Genomic DNA, 17,142 nt, shown 5'->3' with positions numbered 1-17,142 from the left:
CTATCGGAGCTTCGGGTCGAGGGCCTCGCGGACCGCCTCGCCGAGCATGACGAAGCTCAGCACGGCGGTGACGAGGAACGCGGAGGGGAAGAAGAGCAGGAAGGGCGAGACCCGGAGGTAGTTCTGCGCTTCATTGATCATGATGCCCCAGGAGACCACCGGGCTCTGCAGGCCGATACCCAGGAAGGACAGGGTGGCCTCGGCGCCGATGAAGGAGCCGATCATGATCGTCCCGTAGACCAGCAGCGGCGCCAGGCAGTTCGGCAGCAGGTGCTTGAAGATGATCCGGCCGGTGCTGGCACCCATCGCGCGGGCCGCCACGATGTAGTCGGCCTCCTTGGTGGCGAGCACCGAGGAGCGCATCAGCCGCATCACCACCGGCCAGCTCAGCAGCACCAGCGAGCCGATCACCAGGAACTTGATCTCCCACTCGCCGTTGTTGGATCCGGCGCCGTTGAACGTGGTGAGGATGACGATCGCGCCGAGCACGAACGGCAGGCCGAAGAAGATGTCGGTGATCCGGGAGAGCAGGCCGTCGACCCAGCCGCCCTTGTAGCCCGCGATGATGCCGACCGCCCCACCGATCAGCAGGGTGCCGATCGTGGAGAGCAGCGAGACCACGATCGAGGCGTTGGCGCCGTAGATCACCCGGGCGTAGACGTCCCGCCCGAGCACGTCGTAGCCGAACCACGCGTCGCCGGAGGGCTCGAGCCGGCTGCGGGAGAGCGCGGTGGCGTCCGGGTCACCCGAGGTGAACAGCGACGGGAAGGCCGACATCACCACGAAGAGCACGATGAAGATGGCGGAGATCCAGAACAGCGGCTTGCGGCGCAGGTCGATCCAGGCGTCGCCGAGCAGGCTGCGCGGCTTCTCCTTCTTGCCCGTCGGGCCGACGGTGGCCGGGGAGCTTGCCTCGGTCAACTGCTCGGGACGGGGCGTGCTCACGATCGAAGCGGCACTCGGGTCGCTCATGCCTGCACCTCGCTGCGCTCGGCGCCGGCCTGGTTGCCCGCGCACACTGCAATGACGATTCGTTCGCTGCTGCGCTCACTCATAGCGGATCCTCGGGTCCAGTGCGGCGTAGAGCAGGTCCACCAGCAGATTCATCACCAGGTAGACGAGCACCAGCACGACCACGATGGAGACAACGGTAGCGCTCTCCTTGGTGACGATCGCCCGCAGCACGGTGCGGCCGATGCCGTTGATGCCGAAGATGCCCTCGGTGATGATCGCGCCACCCATCAGGGCGCCGAGGTCGGTGCCGAGCAGGGTCACCACCGGGATCAGCGAGTTGCGCAGCAGGTGGATACCGACCACCCGGCGCATCGGCAGCCCCTTGGCGATCGCGGTACGCACGTAGTCGGCCCGGCGGTTCTCCGCGATGCTGGTGCGTGACACCCGGGCGATGTACGCCATCGACGCGCTACCCAGCACGAAGCCCGGTAGGAGCAGTTCGGTGATCCGCATCTCGTTGGAGACGGTCGGCTTGACGATGCCGAGCTTCACACCGAAGAACCACTGGAGCACGAAGCCGACCACGAAGACCGGCAGCGCGATCAGGAAGAGCGTGGAGACGAGGACCAGGTTGTCCAGGAAGCCGTTGCGGCGCAGGCCGGTGAGCACACCGGCGGTGAGACCGATGACACCCTCGATGACCAGGGCCACCAGGGCCAGCTTGAGGGTGTTCGGGTACGCGATGGCGATGATCTCGCCGACGTCGCGCCCCGACCAGGTGGTCCCGAAGTCGCCTTGCAGGAGGTTCTTCATGTAGGTGGCGTACTGCACGAACCAGGGCTGATCCAGCTGGAACTTCTCGGTCATCATGGCCCGGTAGTTGTCCGGACAGCCACGGTCACCGCACTTGCCGGCGAACGGGTCCCCGGGGACCTTCCACACCAGCAGGTAGATCATCAGCGTCGTCCCGATGAAGACCGGGACGAGTTGGAGCAGCCGTCTCACCAGATAACGGCCCATGGGGTGGTCCTCCTGACAAGGGGTGTGCCGGGGGCGGGGGTGCGGCCGACACGGGTGGCGACAACGTGGCGAGGGGTGGGGTGCACGCACTCGCGGAACGGCCCCGGGTCGGGCTCACCGGTAGGCGAGCCCGACCCGGGGTCAGACCGAACGGATCAGAGCTCGACGGAGGTGATGTCGAGCTCGCCGACGTTGGTCAGCTCCATCTTCTTGATCTTCTCGGAGTGACCGGACTGCTGGCCACCGAAGTAGATCGGCATCGACGGAACGTCCTGGTCGATCTTCTCGACCGCCTTGGCGAACAGCTCGTGCGAGGCCTCCAGGCTCGGGGCGGAGCTGGCCTGCTTGGCCAGGGCGTCCACCTCGGGGTTGCTGTAGAGACCGTCGTTCGAGGAGCCACCGGTCACGTAGAGCGGGTTGACCCAGTTCTCCACGTCCGGGTAGTCCTGCTGCCAACCGGCACGGTAGGCACCGTCCATCTTGTGGGCGTTGATGTTCTGCCGGAAGACCGCGAAGGTCGGCACACCGACGGCGACCGCGTCGATACCCAGGGTGTTCTTGACCTGCCCGGCGACGGCCTCCATCCAGTCCTTGTGGCTGGCGTCGGCGTTGTAGTACATCTTCAGCTGCCCGGTGAAGCCACCGGCCTCGGCCAGCAGGGCCTTGGCCTCGTCCGGCTTGAACTGGCAGGCGGTGCAGTTGCCCGGCTTGGCACCCGGGGTCAGCGGGTTGGCCCAGCTGTCGGCCGGCTTGCGGTTACCGAAGAAGATCTTGTCGGTGATCTCCTGCCGGTTGATCGACAGCGAGATCGCCTTGCGCAGCTTCGGGTTCTGGAAGCGCTTGTCGTAGATCGGGAACGCGATGATGCCGGTGGACGGCGTGGTCGACGGGATCGCCCGGTCGGCCAGGTCGGCCTTCCACTTGTCGCCGGCCAGCGAGGAGACCGGAACCTGCTGCTGGAAGTCCAGGTTGTTGGAGACCAGGTCGTTGTAGGCCGCCGTGTCGTCCTGGTAGATCTTGACGTTGACGTCCTTGATCTTCATCTTGTCGCGCAGGTTGTAGTCGTCGAACCGCGTCAGCTTGATCGCGACGTTGTTCTCCCACGAGACGAAGCTGACCGGGCCGTTGCCGATCGGCTTCTTGCCGAAGGCCTCGGCGCCCTGCGAGAAGAAGGCGTCCGGCAGCGGCATGAAGGTGCTGTAGCCGAGCTTGGTCGGGAACACGGCGGTCGGCGCGGCGAGCGTGACCTCGAAGTTCCAGTCGTCGACGACCTTGAGGCCGGACATCTCCTTGGCCTTGGGCTCGGGCGCCTTCTTCGGGCCGTCACCGTCCGGGTCGGAGGTGTTGACGTCCTCGAAGCCGGCGATGTCGGCGAAGAAGCTGGCGTTCTGCGCGCCGTTCGGCGAGTACGCGCCCCAGTTCCAGGCGTCCACGAAGTTCTTGGCCTTGACGACGGTGCCGTCGTGGAACTTCGTGTTCTGCTTGATCTTGATCTTGTAGACCTTGGAGTCGGTCGTCTCGATCGACTCGGCCAGCGCGTTCTGCGGCGCACCACCGTTGTTGGGGTACTCGACCAGACCGGTCCAGAGCCAGTCGATGATCTTGCCGCCACCGGTCTCGGTGGTGTTCGCCGGAACCAGGGGGTTCTCCGGCTCGGTGCCGTCGACGACGATGGCCCCGTCCGAGCTGCTGGCGCCGCTGCTGCCTTCGTCGTCGTTACCGCTGGAGCAGCCGGACGCGATGAGCGCGAACGCCGCACCCATCGCAATGGCGCCGCTCGCCCGCTTCGAGACTCTCATTCCGAGGGGCCTCCTCTTTCTAACCTGGTTCCGTCGTGGGTTTCACGCACGTTGGGGGGTGACACCGCACGGCGATCATGTGTTACAGATCACCGGTTACCGCAGAGAAATCGGGACACCCCAGGGGTACCGATCCGCCGGGCCACCACACCCCCGCACTCGGCTCCCGGGCAGGCTCGACGACCACGATCCGTGCCGGAGGCAGCGGCGACGTGGTCGGCCGGGACACACGGGTGCCTCACATCGGGGGTGAGGTGCTGCCACTGTGACACCCACCGGCCCATTACGTGAAGGTGCCGTTATCAAGCCGTTAGTTGCCTGCCGTGTTGCCGATACTTGAGAAAAGATCATGAGATGCCCTGGTCGTACCGCTCTGAGCAGGTAAGACAGCAAGTCCGCTCGACCGGGTGGTGACCGCAGGGTCAGCAGTGTGAGCTTTGCCGCCGTCCGGTTGGCGTGCTCCGACCTCCACCGGGCGTCACCGCTTTCTGCCCGTCCGGCTGAGGGCGGCTTCGGCCAGCCGGAGCACAGTCCCAGCCAGCCGGCCGAAGACAGTCGACACACCTGCACCGCAGGTGACTGCCGGCCGCCGCCCGCCGACGACCGGCCCCTCCGCCACACCGCCCCCACGCCACCGGGTCTCGGGGCCCCCGCAGGGGTGACCGGTGAAACAGCCGGCCCCGGCACCGTCGGGTGCCGGGGCCGCAGGGAGCCGTACGTCAGACGGTGAAGTGGACCTTGCGACGACGGACCAGCAGCACGGCCACCGCGCCGAAGGCCAGCAACGCCAGCCCCGCCAGGGCGGCCAGCGCGACCGGCGAACCGGTCAACGGCAGCCCGCCACCGTTGCTGGCGGGCGAGGTCGACGGTGCCGGGCTGGCCGGCGATGAGGACTCGACCGGGGTGGCCGACGGCGACGGCGACGCGGCCGAGGGGGACGGCGACGGTGACGGCGACCCGGACGGGGTGGCCGACGGCGACGGCGAGGCGGGGGCGGCGGCGAAACTCGCTGCCGCGTCGGCGTTCACCGAGGTGCCGGTGCTGCCACCCAGGATCAGCTTCTGCTTGGCGTTCTTGCCGCCGGAGAAGAGGAAGACCCGGCCGAAGGAGACCGAGTCCGGCGCGGAGACCGTCACGGTGACCCGACCGGCGGCGGTTGCGGTCAGCCAGAACCGGCCACCGTTGGTGGTCGTACCGACCGGACGCCCCTCGGCGTCGACGGCACGGCCACCCTCGACCTTCAGCGCGATCTCCCCCGCCGGCCCGTGCACCGTGAACGGCCCGGCACGCCCGCCGGTGGTCGCGGTGGCCGACGCCGGGTCCAGGCTCAGCTCGGCCTTCGGCTCCGGCTGGTCGGTGGCGTTGCGCACCAGGTAATCGTGCACCCGACGGATCACGTCGTACTCGGCGGCGGCGGTCAGCCCCCGCTCCCAGTCGCCCAGGGTGATGCCGTCACTGAAGTGCCAGACGGCGGTCTGGGTGCCGAAGTAGAGCAGCGTGTCACGCCGGGAGTCGGGCAGCCCGGCGGGCAGGGTGGCCCCGGCGGCGGCGAGCAGCTTCGCCCGGTCGGCGTTGGGGTAGCCGTGGGTGAGCACCCACTGCACCCGGCCGAGGTTCTTCACCTCCGACTCGCCCCAGGTGCCCTCGGCGTACTCGCCGTCGCGGGCCACCGGGGTGTGGAAGTCGATGCAGAAGACCGGCACGGTGCCGTCCTTCAACTCCAGGGCCAGCGCCGAGGTCTTCTGCGCCCGACCGTCCAGCTTGAGCGTGACGCCGGTGCCCGGCACCGCCCGCGCCACGCCCTTCGTCGCCGGCTCGGCGGCGGCCGGACCGGCTGCGGCGAGCACCAGCGCGCCACCGGTGACGAGCGCCGTGGCGATACCCGCCCAGCGTCGTCCTCGTTGTCCGAACATCAGTTCCGTGCACCTCTCCCCAGGGGTGGGCCCGCTCCCGGCGGGCCGGTGTGCGTCGCCCCCGGGCGGGGTCGTGACACCACCCGCACGCGCGAAGGCGACGGGGCATTATGCGACACGAATTGATCTCTTGTCAGCCCTGGGGCGATGCTCCCGGAATGGGAGGTCTCAGACGAGTCGTCGGTCCGCCGCCCAGCGGGACAACTCGTACCGGTTGGACATCTGGAGCTTGCGCAGCACGTTCGACACGTGCGTCTCGACCGTCTTGATCGAGATGAACAGCTCCTTGGCGATCTCCTTGTACGCGTACCCCCGGGCGAGTAGGCGCAGCACCTCGCGCTCGCGGTTGGTGAGCTGGTCCAGCTCGGGGTCGGCGACCGGGGCGTCCGGCCGGGCCGCGAAGGCGTCCAGCACGAACCCGGCCAGCCGGGGGCTGAACACGGCGTCCCCGTCGGCCACCCGGCGGATCGCGTCGGTCAGCTCGTCCGGGGAGATGGTCTTGGTCACGTAGCCCCGGGCACCCGCCCGGATCAGCCCGATCACGTCCTCGGCGGCGTCGGACACGCTCAGCGCCAGGAACTTCACCTGCGGGTGGCTACGGCGCATCGCCTCCAGCACCGCCCGCCCCCCACCGTCGGGCATGTGCACGTCGAGCAGCACCACTTCCGGCCCGGTCGCGGCGATCCGGGCGACCGCCTCGGCCACCGTGCTCGCCTCCCCGACCACCTCGACGTGTGCGCCCAGCTCGGCCCGGACCCCGGCCCGGAACATGGCGTGGTCGTCGACCAGGAAGACCCGCAACCGCTCCACCCGGGTCGGGGCGTCCGAACCCGGTTCCATCGACTGCTCCGCCATCTCAGCTGTCCCTTTCCGCCGTGGAGCCGGTGCCGGTGATCGGCAGCATCAACCGGACCTCCGTCCCCTCCCCGGGCTCGGAACGGATCTCCGCCCGGCCACCGTGCCGCTTCATCCGCCCGATGATCGACCCTCGGACGCCGTGCCGGTGATCCTCCACCGTATCCGGGTCGAAGCCCTTGCCCCGGTCCCGGACGAAGACGCTCACCTGCTCCGGCTCGACCTCGGCGTAGAGCGACACCGTCTGCACCCCGGCATGGCGGGCCGCGTTGACAAGCGCCTCCCGGGCCGCCGCGACCAGCGCCCCGACCCGTTCGTCGGTCTCCCGGTCACCCACCACCACCGCCTCGACGGTGATCGCGAAGGTGTCCTCCACCTCGGCGGCGGCCTGTTCGAGCGCTGCCGCGAACCGTTCGGTCGGCGAGGCGGTCGGCTTGTAGAGCCAGTTGCGCAACGACCGCTCCTGGCCCCGGGCGAGCCGCTGCACCGTCTTGACGTCGCTGGCGTTGCGCTGGATCAGGGCCAGGGTGTGCAGCACCTGGTCGTGCACCATGGCGGCCAGTTCGGCACGCTCCTGCTCGCGGATGCGCCCCTCCCGCTCCGAGCGGAGCTGGTTCCACGTGCGCCACAGCACCGGGGCGGCCACCACCCCGACGCCGACCAGCCCGACCAACGCGAAGATCACCCCGTTGACCACCGCGTCGAGGTTCTGCACCGGCGAGTAGACCGCCGCCACACCGATGATGCCCACGGCGACCAGCACCGCGCCCCCGGCGAAGCGGAGCACGAAGGCCCGCCGGTCGCTCTCCTCCACCACCGCGCCGAGCCACGGCACCGGCATCGACCCGCTCCACTGCCGGCGGCGCTCCGGCGCGGACTGGTGCCAGATCACCCCGGCACCGACCGCGATGATCGCCACCAGCCAACCGGCGGTGCCCGCCGCGCCGACCGAGTCGAAGACCAGCACCTGGACCAGCAGCACACCGAGGCCGATCGCCACGAACGGCAGCAGCTGCCCGGGGTCCCGCCGGGGCGGGGTCGCGGTGTCACCCGGCCGCAGCGGCACCACCGCCCAGAACGCCGCGTACAGCAGCAGCCCCAGTCCGCTGAGCCCGAGCAGCACCATGAAGGCGACGCGTACCCGCAGCACCGAGATGCCGAGATGGTCGGCGATGCCGGCGGCCACACCGGCGGCCAGCCGGTGCTCGGGCGCCCGGTAGAGGCGCGGCGGCGGGGTCACGACGCTGATCGGAGGCTCCCTGGTCACGGTGGGTGGCGGACGGACACCCCGGAGTGTGGTGCCGCTCCGATCGTCACACGGGGACGACGGCACCGACCACGGGGACGCCCCGGACATCCGCCCACCGGGATCTCAGGGTGGGGTCAGGGTCGGTTCCGGAGGCGACTCGGCCCGGCGACCCCGCAGGATCGAGTCATGACCGAGGACCCTGCCCCGCCGCCGTACCCTCCGGTGGCCGCACCGGGTGGTATGCCGCCGCCCGGCTCCGCCGCCGGGCCACCCCCGGCGTCCCCGTCGCCCACGGGGGGCGACGACACGCCGCAACCGCCCGGGGGGTATCCCCCACCGTCCGGAGGCGCCAGCTTCACCTCACGGTACGGCCTGGTCCGGCCCCGTGACGGCCGCTACCTGGCCGGGGTCTGCGCGGCCATCGGCCGGGCCACCAACACCGACCCGGTGCTGTGGCGGGTGCTCCTCGCGGTGCTCGGGTTCTTCGGCGGGGTCGGCATCCTGGTCTACGTGGCCGCCTGGCTGATCATCCCGGGCGAGGGGGACAGCGCCTCGCCGCTGGAGTCGATGCTGGGTCGGGGCCGGTCGAGCATGTCCCCGATCACCGTGATCCTGTTGACCATCACGGTCGCGGTGGGCTTCGGTTACATCGTCACCGACGCGTTCCGGGCGGTGCTGCTGGGCGCGGCCATCCTCATCGGTGGTGCGCTGCTGCTCAACCGGGAGAGCCGCCCCGGCGTGCCGGCCGCCGCCGGTCCACCGCCCGGCCCGGCCGCCCCGCCCGGACCGGTCCCCCCGGTCGGTTGGCCGGCCCCCTTCGCCCCGGTGGCACCCGCCCCGCCGGCACCCCCGTTCCCGTCGGATCGTGGCGGGCAACCCGCGGGGTGGCCGGCGGCCCGCACCGGCGAACCGGCCGGCTGGCCGGCGCAGACCCGTACCGCACCGCTACCGGCCTGGCCACCGGCCGCGCCGATGGAGCTGGCGGCGACCCGGGCGGAGGCACCGGCCTGGCCGCCCCGGCCACCGCTGACCGGTGTGCCCGCCGCCGCGCCGGTGACCGTCCCACCCACCGGTACGGGCTACCGGCCGCCGTTCGCGCCCCACGGCCCGTACGCCGGGGGCCCTCCCCCACCGCCGCCGCCCGCACCCCGGGTCAAACCGCCGAAGAAACCGAAGGAACGGTCGGCGCTGGGTGCCGCGACCTTCTCACTGATCTTCCTGGCCCTCGGCGTGGTCGCCATCCTGGACCTGCTGGACGTCTTCCCGATCGGCGCCGCCGGCTACTTCGCGGCGGTGCTCGCCACCATCGGGTTCGGGCTGCTCGTCGGCACCTGGTTCGGCCGGGCCCGCTGGCTGATCGCCCTCGGCCTGGTCGCCGCCGCCGCTCTCGGTGTCGCCACGGTCGCCGAGTCCTACGACCGGGTCCGGGGTGTCGACGGGGCGGTCACCTGGGCCCCGACCAGTTACCAGGAGCTGGCCGACCGCTACGAGAACAGCTTCGGTGACGCGACCCTGGACCTGCGTGCGGTGGACTTCGACAAGCGGGACACCGACCTGACCGTGGTGGTCAACTTCGGGGAGGCCACCATCGTGGTGCCGCCGAACGTGGACGTCACGGCCGTGACGAACGTCAAGGCCGGGGAGGCCACCGTCTTCGGGAAGAGCAGCTCCGGGTTGGACGGGCAGGGACGCCAGGTCACCGATCTGGGGCTGGACGGGGCCGGCGGCGGCACGCTGCGGCTCACCGTCCACGTCAACGCGGGCAATCTGGAGGTGATCCGGTGAAGGGCCATCGCACCGATCTGGTGTCGTTCGTCTTCGGGCTGCTCTTCGTCGGGCTCTCCCTCTGGTGGCTGCTCGCCCAGATCCTCGGGCTGGCCCTGCCCGCGGTGGGCTGGTTCCTGGCCGGCGCGCTGGTGCTCATCGGAGTGCTCGGGCTGGTCGGGGCGGTGCGCTCGGCCCGCACCCCGGACCGCCCGGTCCCGCCGGCCGATGGCGAGCCGGCCCTCACTCCGGCCGGCCGGGTGAGCGCCACGCCGACCGGCCCGGTGAGCAGCGCGCCGACCGGCCCGGCGGGCGGGGACGACGAACGCGCCGGCTGGCGGGACACCGCCGAGCTGCACCTCGGCGACCCGGCGCGCGAGCCGGGCCGACAGCACGGCTCGGACCACCGGCGCGAACACGAACCGGCGGCCCGGTCCGACGACCAGGACACTTCTCGGCGGCCGTCCGGCGACCTGGTGGACCCCCCGGTCACCGGCCCACCCGGGGCGTCCAGCTGACCGCACCGGTGCGGGCGGCGTCCGACGGCTCGTATGCTGGCCGGGGAGATCCCGCCTCCGCCGGCACGCGCCACGTCGTCGGGCTCCGCCGGTGCCCGCGCACCAGGTGCCCCGGCACCGGCCCGGATGCGCCTCGTCCGGGCGTCCGAGGCGGTCCCGCCGCGACGTCCGTCTCTACCCCGTCAGGAGCCCGCCCGACATGACCCAGTTCCCCGCCGTGCGCCCCTCCGGTCCATCCGGTCCGGTCCGCATCGGCGAGCGTGCCGCCCGTGCCCTCGTCGCCGAACTCGCCCGACGCAACGACCCGAAGGCAGCCCTGCTGGTGGGTGCGGCCCCCGGGGCCGCGGCCCTCGCCGCGGCGATCGACGCGCTGCTGCCGGGCGACACGTTGACCGTCGTGCCGGCCGCGACGACCGACGCCGCCACGCTGCGTGAGCACGTGACGGCCCAGGGCCGCTGGGTCGCCGACCGGGTCCGGGTGGTCGACTCCCTCGCCGAGGCGGACGCCGCCGAGCTGGTCATCGCCGCCGAGCCGTTCACCGGCACCGACGAGGAGACCCGCGACGTCGTCGACGGGCTCACCAAGTACCTGACCGACGGCGCGGTGCTCAGCGTCGCCGCACCGGTGTTCCGCACCGACGGGGCCGCCGCCGAACTGGACCGGATCGGGGTGCTGCACGGCGTCCGCACCGACCTGGTGCTGCGTAACTCCCCGCCGGTACGGGTGCACCACCTGCGGTTCACCCCGGCCGCCGCCGCCTCGGCCGCCCAGCTGGCCCCGGCGTACCGGCCGTCGAGCGTGCCGCTGACCCGGGGCATGCACATCGACTCGAACGGGGTCGCCGCCGCCGGCATCGCGCTCGGCCTGGCCGCCGTCGCCCGGGTCGTCCGGCCGAAGTCGAAGCTGTGGCTGGTGCCGGCGCTGGCTGCCGCCCCGGTGGCCGCGTTCTTCCGGGACCCGCAGCGGGACGTGCCGGAGGACCCGTCCGCGGTGGTCGCCGCCGCCGACGGTCAGGTGCTGTCGGTGCAGCGGCTGCACGACGAACGGTTCGGCGACGGTGAGTGGCTGCGGATCGCGGTCTTCCTGTCGGTGCTGGACGTGCACGTCAACCGCTCCCCCGTGGCGGGCAAGGTGGTCGACTACTTCGTCGCCGACGGCGGCTTCGTCAACGCCATGAAGCCGGACGCCGAGCACAACGTCGCCGCCTACACGGTGCTGGACACCGCGCACGGCACGGTGGTGGTGGCGCAGCGGACCGGGCTGATCGCCCGCCGGATCGTGCAGCGGGCACCGGTGGGGGCGCTGCTGGCCCGGGGGGAGCGGTTCGGGCTGATCCGTTTCGGCTCCCGCACCGACGTCTACCTGCCGGCCGACGCCGCCACCCCGCTGGTCGGCCCCGGCGACAAGGTGGTCGGCGGTTCCTCGGTCATCGCCCGCTGGAGCTGAGTCGACACGAACGCGAACAGGGGCGCCGCGGTCGCGGCGCCCCTGTTGCGTAACTGTGGACGGGTCAGGCGGTGCGGCGCTGGTGCAGCCAGAGCAGCGGACCGCTGACCAGGTAGCCCACCACCACGAGGGCGAAGGTGAGCCGGATGTCGACAAGCGCGCCGACGGCCGGGGCCAGCCACAGCCACGGCGGCAGTTTCACCAGCCGGGCCAGCTTGGCGTACGGGAAGCTGGAGACCATCGCGAAGGCCAGTAGCGCCACCCCGCCGATCTGCACGCTCGCCGGCAGCGGCAGCCCGATGGCCACGGTGAGGGCGAGCACCGCCGCCGCCATCGTGGTGGGCACACCGCAGAAGAACCGGCCGTCCTTGGGCGAGACGTTGAACCGGGCGAGCCGGATCGCGGCGCAGGACGCGACGAGGGCGGCCGCGACCGCCGCGGCGGCGGTGGGGGCCGATCCGGCCAGTGCGGCGTAGACCACCACCGGGGCGGCGAGGCCGAACGAGCACATGTCGGCCAGCGAGTCCATCTGGGCGCCGAACGGGCTGGCCACGCCGAACTTGCGGGCGAGCGCGCCGTCGAGGCCGTCGAAGATGACGCAGGCGATCAGCAGGAGTGCTGCGATCCGGGTCTGGCCGTTCATGGCGACGAAGATGGCGTTGATGCCGAGCACCAGGCTGGCCAGGGTGCAGGCGTTGACCAGCGCGAACTTCATCCGGCGGGCGGGGGTACGCGCGCCGGGGAGCAGCGGGATCGCCATCGCGGGCGACTCGTCGACCGGCGCGGCGGGGCTGAGGGCCGGGCTGACCGGGGCGACCGCCGCGATCTCGGCACGGTCGAGGGTGACCCCGCGACGGTCGAAACCGTAACGGCGACGCTGCCGGTCGACGCGGTGCTCGGGAAGAACCAGGTCGGTGCCGTTGAGCTGGTCGCCATCCCGGCGACCCACCCGGACCAGCAGCACCTGGCGGGCGAATGTGCTGCTGCGGCGCAACCGGCCCGCCCAGCGACGCCCTGCGGGGCGCGGACTGTCAGTCGTACGACGCCGGCGCCATGGGGCTCTCGGCACGTTTTCCTCCATCACCGGATCGGCTGGCCGCCCGTGTGGGCGGGTGTCCGGCTGTCTCGTGCCGGACCGCTCTTGGCCCGGCAGCCGTTCGAGCGGAGTACACCATTGCACAGCGGCGTGGTGGTTGGCGATAGCTGCCGGCGGTACTGGTAACTACTCTTAACCGCGCAAAACGCTCGCTTATTCCCATCTCGGGCTTCATCGCCCGTTTTCTTCGCCAACCGCAGTGCCGACTTTACCGGAGCACCCCACAGTCGGCTCGGCGAGCGACCGTCATCCGACCGTCCGCCCGGTGGCCAACTCCGCGACGTCGGTCATCATCAGGCCGCTGAGCTGGGCAGACGCGAACCAGGCGGCGGCCTGCGTCGATCCGCCGGCCGCCTCGGTGACCACCGGATCGGTGGGCTCGTCGACCAGCACCCGATAGATCACCCGCACTCCGTGCCAGTCCAAGGGACGCCCTTCCGGACCCAACGCGACCGGATTGTGCAGATTGTCGGCCAGCATCAGCCGGTCGATCCGGCCCCGCTGACCCGACTCCTCCACCAACTCCCGTAACAGACCGTCAACCGGTTGCTCACCGTGATCGGTGCCGCCACCGGGCAGGTGCCACCGACCGGCACCCGGATAGCCGGGCGCGATCATCGTGAGCAGCACCCGTCCGTCGGGGTCGGTGACCAGCCCGTACGCGGCGAACCGCTGCCGTCGGTCAGCAGTGGCGTCAGCCCCGGCGGACGCCCCTTCCGCCGACCCCTCCTCTTCCGCCGACCCCGATCCGGCCGGCGAACCCGACGGGGCCGGCCCGGTCGGCGGCCCGGCAGCGGGCGGAGGTGGTGGCGCTCCAGGCGGTCCGGCGACGGGCCGGGTGGGCAGGCCGAACAGTTCGGCGGTGAACGGCATCAGCGGCAGCGTGGCGGCCTGCTGCGGGGTGCACCAGGCCAGTTCGGCGGGACCGTCGGCGGTCGTCCGGTCACCGTGCGACGGCTGACCATCGGGGACCGTGACGTGAAACACCAACCGGTCGGTGTGCACCGACACCTCGACCGCGCCGAGGCGGCGGGTGGACAGGTCGGCGACGGCGGCGCGCAACCCGCCGACGGCGACGCCCAGCCCGGTCTCCCCGGCGAACCGGCGGACCACCGTGTCGGCCGGATGCTCCGCGTGCGCCACACCCCCACCGGGCAGCCGCCAGAGCCCCGGTGCCGGATCAGCTGCGGCCCCGCGCACCAGCAGCACCCGGCCGGTGTCGTCCGCACACCAGCCGTACGCCGCGATCCGTCGTCGCTCCTGCACGTGTACTCCCCCGCCCGCGGTCCGCCCCGTCGATCATGAGGCTAGCGGTCGCCCGAGCGGGGTGGGTGCCGTCGCACCGGCCTGTCCGGCCGGTGCGACGGGCGCAGCCGGTCAGGCGGTGAGGCGGGCGGCCTGGACCGCCTCGGCGGTGACCTCGGTGAGCCGGTCGGTGGGCAGGGCGCCCAACTCCTCGCGGCCGAACCAGCGGGCCTCGCAGGTGGAGCCGCCCACGTCGGTGACGGTGGGCGGGGCGGGCTGGTCGACCATCACCCGGTAGAAGGCCCGCACGCCGTGCCAGTCGATCGGGTAGCCCTCCGGGCCGAGCGAGGCGGCGTCGCGGTGGCTGGCCACCCCGAGCAGCTCGACCAGTCGCCCCGTCTGCCCGGTCTCCTCGACCAGTTCCCGGATCAGCGCCGCGCCCGGCTGCTCGCCGTAGTCGGTGCCGCCGCCGGGCAGGTGCCAGCAGCCCGCGCCCGGGTAGCCGTCGGAGACCCGGGTGAGCAGCACCCGACCCGCCGGGTCGGTGGCCACCGCGTACGCGGCGAAGCGCTGCGCCCGGTGCAGCCCGTCCGGGCCGGGGACGGCGTAGAAGGAGGGGAACTCGGGGGCCTCGTCGGGGACCACGTCGGCGGAGGACGCCGGCAGCCCGAGGGCACGGGCGGTGAAGGCCCGCAGCGGCAGCTCCCGTGCCTCGTCGAGGGTGTACCAGCGGGCCAGGTCGGTGGAGCGGTCGACCCGGTCGGTGAGGGTGCCGCCGCGCACCGACACCTGGTAGATCAGGCGGTCGGTGTGGATGGTGATGCGGCGCTCGGGCAGCGCGCGCATGTCGGCCAGCACGTCCGCCAGGCCGGCGACGGCGACCGAGAGGCCGGTCTCGGCGGCGGTCTCCCGGACGACGGTGTGGTTCGGGTCCTCGCCGTGGTCGACCGCCCCGCCGGGCAGGGACCATACGCCGGGGGTGCCGGAGCGCTCCGATGCGCGGACCAGTAACACTCGGCCGATTGAATCAGCACAGACTGCATATGCCGCGATCCTGCGGAGCGGCTCCAGCAAGGTGGTCACGGGGCCAAATTCTCCCCGGGTCGCGTTACCAGTGCGGAAAAGAGTCGGATTCCTGACTCAGGGCTGGCCCCTCGGGGATCGATCAGGGTAGGGATCGGGGCAGTCACCGAGGTCGTCGGGGTGGTCGGCGCGGACCGTGGAGACATGACTTCGACGAGCACCCCTCACGCCCCGTACAAGCAGCTCCGCCGGCCGACCACCGACCGGATGGTGGCCGGCGTCGCCAGCGGTCTCGGCCGCTACTTCGCCGTCGACCCCACCCTGGTCCGGGTGTTGTTCGCGGTGGCGACCCTGGTCACCGGCGGTCTGGCCGCGCTGGCGTACCCGATCATGTGGTTCCTGATGCCCGAGGAGCCGGCCGGCGCACCGGCCTGGCCGCACCCGACCGACCCGGCGGCGCAGCCGGCGACGACGGCTCCGACCACCTGGCCGCAGCCGACGGCCCCGACCACCGGACCCCAGCCGAGCGGGCCGACCACCTGGCCGCAGCGGGACGGTCCGACCACCGGGCCTCAGCCGGGCGGGCCGGCGGTCGGGTATCAGCCGGGCGGGCCGGCGACCGGGCCGCAGCCGCCGACGACCCCGCCGACGGCCGGCTGAGCCCGGCTCACTCCCACTCGATGGTGCCCGGCGGCTTGCTGGTCACGTCCAGGACCACCCGGTTGACCTCGGCGACCTCGTTGGTGATCCGGGTGGAGATCCGGGCCACCACCTCGTAGGGCAGCCGGGACCAGTCGGCGGTCATCGCGTCCTCGCTGGAGACCGGGCGCAGCACCACGGGATGCCCGTAGCTGCGCCCGTCACCCTGCACCCCGACGCTGCGCACGTCGGCCAGGAGCACCACCGGGAACTGCCAGACACCCCGGTCCAGGCCGGCGGCCGTCAGCTCCTCCCGGGCGATCAGGTCGGCGTGGCGCAGCAGGTCGAGGCGCTCGCGGTCGACCGCGCCGATGATCCGGATGGCCAGGCCCGGCCCCGGGAACGGGTGCCGCCACACCATCGCCTCGGGCAGGCCCAACTGGAGCCCGAGCGCCCGGACCTCGTCCTTGAACAGCGTGCGCAGCGGCTCGACCAGGGCGAACTTCAGATCCTCCGGCAGGCCGCCGACGTTGTGGTGGCTCTTGATGTTGGCGGTGCCGGTGCCGCCACCGGACTCGACCACGTCCGGGTAGAGGGTGCCCTGCACCAGGAACTCGACGTCGCCGTGGGCGGCGATCTCCCGGGCGGCGGCCTCGAAGACCCGGATGAACTCCCGGCCGATGATCTTCCGCTTCTGCTCCGGGTCGGTCACCCCGGCCAACGCGCCGAGGAACCGGTCGGCCGCGTCGACCACCTTCAGCTTGATGCCGGTGGCCGCCACGTAGTCCTTCTCAACCTGCTCGGCCTCACCGGCGCGCAGCAGGCCGTGGTCGACGAAGACGCAGGTGAGCTGGTCCCCCACCGCCTCGTGGACCAGCGCGGCGGCGACCGCCGAGTCCACCCCGCCGGACAGGCCGCAGATGACCTCCTTGTCGCCGACCTGGGCCCGGATCCGGGCCACCTGCTCGTCGATGATGTTCTGCGGGGTCCAGGTTGGCGCGATGCCGGCGATGTCGTAGAGGAAGCGGCGGAGCATCTCCTGACCCTGCGCGGTGTGCCCCACCTCCGGGTGGAACTGCACACCGGCCCGCCGACCGGCCAGGTCCTCGAAGGCGGCGACCGGGGCACCCGCCGACTCGGCGGTCACCGTGAACCCGGCGGGGGCCTCGGTCACCGCGTCACCGTGGCTCATCCAGACCGGCAGGTCCGCCGGCAGATCCCGCAGCAGCACACCCGGGTCGAGCAGCCGGGGACGCAGCGGGGTGCCGCCGTACTCCCGGTTGCCGGTCCGGGCGACCGTGCCGCCGAGCGCCTGGGCCATCGCCTGGAAGCCGTAGCAGATGCCGAAGACCGGCACGCCCGCGTCGAACAGCCCGGCGTCGATCTGCGGGGCGTCCGGGGCGTAGACACTGGACGGGCCGCCGGACAGGATGATCGCGGCCGGGTCCTTCGCCAGCATCTCGGCGACCGGCATGGAGTGCGGGACGATCTCCGAGTAGACCTTCGCCTCGCGCACCCGGCGCGCGATGAGCTGGGCGTACTGGGCTCCGAAGTCCACCACGAGGACGGGGCGAGGCGTGCTCATGTGGGCAAAGCCTACCGACAGTCACACCCGCCCCG

Annotated in this window: 13 protein-coding genes and 1 pseudogene; 4 read left to right on the top strand and 10 right to left on the bottom strand. The window is 72.0% G+C overall.

Features of this window, described 5'->3' with window-relative positions; translation table 11 throughout:
• The 6 genes from JQN83_RS16135 to JQN83_RS16110 form a co-directional block, all read right to left on the bottom strand.
• Complete coding sequence (locus JQN83_RS16135; RefSeq protein WP_208567975.1) at window positions 1-972, bottom strand: ABC transporter permease; 972 nt, start codon at window positions 970-972, stop codon at window positions 1-3.
• Between the two features lie 75 nt (window positions 973-1,047).
• Complete coding sequence (locus tag JQN83_RS16130) at window positions 1,048-1,974, bottom strand: ABC transporter permease (RefSeq protein WP_208567974.1); 927 nt, start codon at window positions 1,972-1,974, stop codon at window positions 1,048-1,050.
• Window positions 1,975-2,129: 155 nt separating this feature from the next.
• Entirely contained in the window at window positions 2,130-3,773 is a 1,644-nt protein-coding gene (locus JQN83_RS16125) for a peptide ABC transporter substrate-binding protein (RefSeq protein ID WP_208567973.1), read from the bottom strand.
• Window positions 3,774-4,492: 719 nt separating this feature from the next.
• A complete protein-coding gene (locus tag JQN83_RS16120) occupies window positions 4,493-5,686 on the bottom strand; it encodes a thioester domain-containing protein (protein WP_244252570.1) in 1,194 nt (397 codons plus the stop codon).
• A gap of 168 nt (window positions 5,687-5,854) precedes the next feature.
• On the bottom strand, window positions 5,855-6,541 hold the full coding sequence (locus tag JQN83_RS16115) for a response regulator (protein WP_208567972.1): 687 nt from the start codon (window positions 6,539-6,541) through the stop codon (window positions 5,855-5,857).
• Window position 6,542: 1 nt separating this feature from the next.
• Window positions 6,543-7,808, bottom strand: a complete 1,266-nt coding sequence (locus JQN83_RS16110; RefSeq protein ID WP_208567971.1) for an ATP-binding protein — start codon at window positions 7,806-7,808, stop codon at window positions 6,543-6,545.
• Between the two features lie 168 nt (window positions 7,809-7,976).
• On the opposite strand from JQN83_RS16110, the gene JQN83_RS16105 reads away from it, so the two are divergent.
• From JQN83_RS16105 to JQN83_RS16095, 3 genes and pseudogenes are all read left to right on the top strand, one after another.
• Window positions 7,977-9,575 (top strand): PspC domain-containing protein, encoded by a 1,599-nt coding sequence (locus JQN83_RS16105; RefSeq protein WP_208567970.1) that lies wholly within the window; start codon window positions 7,977-7,979, stop codon window positions 9,573-9,575.
• Window positions 9,572-9,758, top strand: a pseudogene (locus tag JQN83_RS34130) (hypothetical protein); the annotation flags it as partial. The gene JQN83_RS16105 and the pseudogene JQN83_RS34130, both read left to right, overlap by 4 nt.
• A gap of 513 nt (window positions 9,759-10,271) precedes the next feature.
• A complete protein-coding gene (locus JQN83_RS16095) occupies window positions 10,272-11,519 on the top strand; it encodes a phosphatidylserine decarboxylase (protein ID WP_208567969.1) in 1,248 nt (415 codons plus the stop codon).
• 64 nt (window positions 11,520-11,583) lie between these two features.
• Here the strand turns inward: JQN83_RS16095 and JQN83_RS16090 are convergent, their stop codons facing one another.
• From JQN83_RS16090 to JQN83_RS16080, 3 genes are all read right to left on the bottom strand, one after another.
• Complete coding sequence (locus JQN83_RS16090; protein ID WP_208567968.1) at window positions 11,584-12,513, bottom strand: CDP-alcohol phosphatidyltransferase family protein; 930 nt, start codon at window positions 12,511-12,513, stop codon at window positions 11,584-11,586.
• Window positions 12,514-12,861: 348 nt separating this feature from the next.
• Window positions 12,862-13,881: an NUDIX hydrolase gene (locus tag JQN83_RS16085; RefSeq protein ID WP_208567967.1), complete on the bottom strand. Its 1,020-nt coding sequence runs from the start codon at window positions 13,879-13,881 to the stop codon at window positions 12,862-12,864.
• Between the two features lie 111 nt (window positions 13,882-13,992).
• Entirely contained in the window at window positions 13,993-14,943 is a 951-nt protein-coding gene (locus JQN83_RS16080) for an NUDIX hydrolase (RefSeq protein ID WP_208567966.1), read from the bottom strand.
• 144 nt (window positions 14,944-15,087) lie between these two features.
• Between JQN83_RS16080 and JQN83_RS34345 the strand changes: the two genes are divergently transcribed.
• Window positions 15,088-15,543 carry a PspC domain-containing protein gene (locus JQN83_RS34345; protein ID WP_208567965.1) on the top strand — a complete coding sequence of 152 codons (456 nt, stop codon included), beginning with the start codon at window positions 15,088-15,090 and terminating at the stop codon, window positions 15,541-15,543.
• Between the two features lie 7 nt (window positions 15,544-15,550).
• On the opposite strand, the gene guaA is transcribed toward JQN83_RS34345, so the two are convergent.
• Window positions 15,551-17,107 carry a glutamine-hydrolyzing GMP synthase gene (guaA, locus tag JQN83_RS16070; protein WP_208567964.1) on the bottom strand — a complete coding sequence of 519 codons (1,557 nt, stop codon included), beginning with the start codon at window positions 17,105-17,107 and terminating at the stop codon, window positions 15,551-15,553.
• Between the last annotated feature and the right edge of the window lie 35 nt (window positions 17,108-17,142).

The organism is Micromonospora antibiotica, assembly GCF_017599305.1.
In the GTDB taxonomy this organism is placed as follows: domain Bacteria; phylum Actinomycetota; class Actinomycetes; order Mycobacteriales; family Micromonosporaceae; genus Micromonospora; species Micromonospora antibiotica.
This window is presented reverse-complemented; position numbering and strand designations above follow the sequence as displayed.